Consider the following 3,936-nt stretch of genomic DNA (forward strand, 5'->3'; position numbering starts at 1 on the left):
AAGGTAATGGATAACCTCTACTTTTCATTTTCAATCTTCTTCCTCTTTCCTTTCCTTTTTATTGTATATATAATACTTGCGTATTACAATCTTTTTTACACCGGTTCTGCTTTTACCGTCTGCCCGGTGTCTACTTTTATGATTCGTTTCTTTTTGGACCGTTCTGTCACAACAGCACATGCGATCAGTGCTATGATCAGGACAACTCCCTGTACAATCGTCTGCACATCGATCGGTATGTTCATAACCGTCAGGCCACTGTTCAATGTTGCAATGATCAGCGTTCCAAGGATCGTTCCCTTCATGTCACCGACACCGCCCATGATGCTTGTTCCGCCCAGCACGACGATGGTAATAACTTTTAAGTTGAAGCTAGTTCCCGCGTCATACTTAACACTCGTGAATCTGCCAAGGAAGATAAACGCTGCCAGTGCGCATATAATCCCACATACAGTGTAAATGATGATCAGCATCCGGTCTGTATTCACGCCTGAATATCTGGTTGCATTCACATTCAGTCCGATACTGTAAAGTTTTCTTCCGAACAATCCCTTCCCAAGCAGCAGTGTAAATATCACGGCCAGCAGTATATAAATCCAGATCTGTATCGGAAGCCCGGCCAGGGACGTGTTTCCAAGTGCTTCCGCGAAACCGTATGAATACACACTGTCTCCCTTTGAAATGCCCCTTGCCAGACCCAGGAACAGATACATTGTCGCCAGTGTCGTTACCATTGCGGATATTTTTGCCTTTGCTATGATAACGCCATTCAAAAGTCCGCAGGCTGCACCGGTCAGTACGGTTGCGAGCACCGCTGCCGCGGTCCCCCATTTTGTATAGGCGATCCCGCCGAGCATGGCAGACAGGATCATGGTATTTCCTACAGACAGGTCGATTCCCCCTGTAATAATAATCAGTGTCATCGGAAGTGCGACCATCCCAATCTCTACGATATTTCTAAGCATAACGTTGATGATATAAGGCGCAGTCAAAAAGGACGGACTTTTAATTGAAATACCGATAAATATAACCAGCCAGATCAGGAACAATGCCTTATTGAAGGAGAACTTCATTATTTTCTTCATGATGCACCACCTCCTGCCTCAACTGTGCTGCCCTTATGGATGACTCTCTTTTTCTTTAGATATTTGGCCCCGCTCACGACGACAGAGATAATGATGATAGCTCCCTTTACTGCGTCAGACCAGTTCGGGCTGATTCCGAGATAATTGATTGCCGGGGCGATCATTGCCAGAATAAATGCCCCTATCACCGTTCCGATAATTTTCCCGGAGCCCCCGGCCGTGCTTGTTCCACCCAGTACAACCGCTGCGATAAATGTCATCTCAAGCCCGGTTCCCATTGTGTTCGTTACTCTCTGTCCTGCCGTCGCAATGATCACGGCCGATATACCAAACAGTGCCCCTGCAATGGCATAAGTAATAACAATTGTCTTGTTTACATTTACACCTGCAAGCCGGGCTCCTTTCGCATTGTTGCCGATCGCATATATCTTCTTTGAAAACTTGGAGTATTTCATAAATATGAGTGCTATCACGGTTACAATCAGGCAGATCAGAACGCTTGCCGGAATGATTCCGAAAACCTTGGCGTCAAATGCCAGCCATGTGAAGCTTGCCGGAAGATCGTAAATGGAACCTTCCACCAGAAGCGGGAGCACCCCCTGAAATATCTGTGTCGTAGCGAGTGTTGCCACGATTGCCGGTATCTTCATCTTTGTAATAAACAGCCCGTTCATGGTGCTTAAAACAGCTCCCATCAGCATCGCTGCCGGAAGAAGACCTGCGAACGGCACTCCTGTCTTGCCGATTGCCGCGGTGAACAGGCATACTACGGAAATGAGCGCACCCGTGGATACATCAATATTGGATGTAATAATAATCATATTCATGCCAATCGCTGAGATCAGAATGTAACTGAACGTATTCAGCAGGCTCATGATATTGTTGATGGAATAAAAATCTCTTGCCGCAACTCCGAGAAACGCAAGCACCAGAATCAGGAACAGCGCAAGGTAAAATTCTGTCGTCAGAAAAGACGCTTTCTTTTTCTTCTCATTCATCTCTTACCCCTCCTGCCTCTCTTTCTTTGATTCCAGCGCAACGGTCAGGATCTTTTCCTGTGTAACATCCTCTCTGTCGAAGCACCCTGCAATGTATCCGTCTTTCATGACATAGATTCTGTCACACATCCCGATCAGTTCCGGAAGCTCTGAGGAAATCATAATAATCGTCAGCCCTTTCTGGGTCAGTTCACTGATGATCTTATGGATCTCCGCCTTTGCATTGACGTCTACCCCCCGTGTCGGTTCATCCAGAATCAAAAGCTTTGGATCAAGTGCAAGTGCTTTTGACACGGACACTTTCTGCTGGTTGCCTCCTGAAAGGTTTGCGACAAGGAAATCCGGTGATGGTGCTTTTATTCCGACTTCCTCTATGTACTCCCTGCCTTTTTCACTCTCTTTCTTCTCATCCAGAAACCCCGGGCCTTTCTTGAAACGCTCCAGCTGCGGAAGGGAAATGTTCTGCTGTATCGTCATATCAACGATCAGGCCGTACTTTCCGCGATCCTCTGATACATAGACAATCCCGTTCTCCATTGCCTGTTTATAGTTCTTAATTTCAAGTGGTTTTCCTTCCAGCCACATCGTGCCTGCCGCACGCCCTGTGAATCCACAGATCGATTCCATCAGCTCCGTCCTGCCGGCCCCGGCCAGCCCCGCAAATCCAAGGATTTCCCCGCGTCTTACATAGAAACTGATGTCTTCCAGAAATCCCTCATCATAGTACCCTTCCACATGGAAGATTTCCTCCCCGATCTTTGTCTCTGACTTCGGGTAATAACTTCCCATCTTACGTCCGACCATATCTGCCACGAGATCGTCCTTACTGGTCTCTGCGATATTTTTCGTTGAAATATATTGTCCGTCCCTGATCACAGTCACCCGGTCACACAATTCGAAAATTTCTTCCATTCTGTGGCTGATGTACACGATTCCGAGGCCGCTCGCCTTCAAATCATTGATAATCTGGAACAACGCCATTACCTCACGCTGCGTCAGTGATGCAGTCGGTTCATCGAAAATAATAATATTCGCATCAAAGGTCAGCGCCTTCGCGATCTCCACCATCTGCTTCTGTGCCATTCCAAGGGTTTTAATCTGTGCATCCATATGAATCTTCGTATTCAGACGCTGAAATATCTTTTCGGCCTCCCTGCGCATCGCCCCATAGTCAATAATCTGCAAAGGCCCCGCCTTTTTCGTCATCTCATGTCCGAGGAACATATTATCCAGAACTGTCATCTCTTCAAACAGGCTTGTCTCCTGAAAGATAATCGACACCCCTTTTTCATATGCCTCCATCGGGTTCGAAAAATTCTCCTGCTTACCATTCACGATCATTGTTCCGCTGTCCGCCTCATGAACCCCGCAGACAACCTTCATCAGCGTAGATTTCCCTGCCCCGTTTTCACCGCAGATCGCATGGATTTCACCGCTAAGCAGGTTAAAATTAATACCATTCAGCGCCAGAACCCCGGGAAACGTCTTCACAATATCATGCAGTTCCAATATTGTCTGTCCCATGCTGTTTCCTCCCTCCTTCGTTTAAACAAATAGTAACGGAACCCGGGCAAAATAAACATGGAAAATCTAAATTGAAATATGTAAATTCAAAGTACAATTATGTTTGAAAGCCTCCCGGGGACACTCCTTCCGATTTGCGGCGCGCAGCTTGCGGAAAGCCGGGGCGGGATGCCTGAGGGGGTGTATGCTGTTTGAAATGCATTAAGCAAGATTAGCGGCAGTTAGAGTCTACGCGCACAAGCAGGCGGATACAAGCTGCTTCCGAAGCAGCTTGTAAAGATGCCTGAGCGTATAATCATCCAGATTATGCGGTGAATGCATCTGATTCC

At 47.0% G+C, this 3,936-nt stretch carries 3 protein-coding genes; all 3 read right to left on the reverse strand.

Annotation, left to right across the window (positions count from 1 at the left end):
* Positions 1-95: 95 nt before the first annotated feature.
* From DWX43_RS26660 to DWX43_RS26670, 3 genes are read right to left on the reverse strand one after another with little or no spacing between them, the layout of a single operon-like run.
* On the reverse strand, positions 96-1,085 hold the full coding sequence (locus tag DWX43_RS26660) for an ABC transporter permease (RefSeq protein ID WP_242996270.1): 990 nt from the start codon (positions 1,083-1,085) through the stop codon (positions 96-98).
* Positions 1,082-2,083, reverse strand: a complete 1,002-nt coding sequence (locus DWX43_RS26665) for an ABC transporter permease (RefSeq protein WP_109733909.1) — start codon at positions 2,081-2,083, stop codon at positions 1,082-1,084. Before DWX43_RS26665 ends, DWX43_RS26660 begins: the two co-directional genes overlap by 4 nt.
* A gap of 3 nt (positions 2,084-2,086) precedes the next feature.
* On the reverse strand, positions 2,087-3,607 hold the full coding sequence (locus DWX43_RS26670) for a sugar ABC transporter ATP-binding protein (protein ID WP_118623096.1): 1,521 nt from the start codon (positions 3,605-3,607) through the stop codon (positions 2,087-2,089).
* Between the last annotated feature and the right edge of the window lie 329 nt (positions 3,608-3,936).

The organism is Clostridium sp. AF19-22AC (genome assembly GCF_003479085.1).
Classification (GTDB): domain Bacteria; phylum Bacillota; class Clostridia; order Lachnospirales; family Lachnospiraceae; genus Faecalicatena_A; species Faecalicatena_A orotica.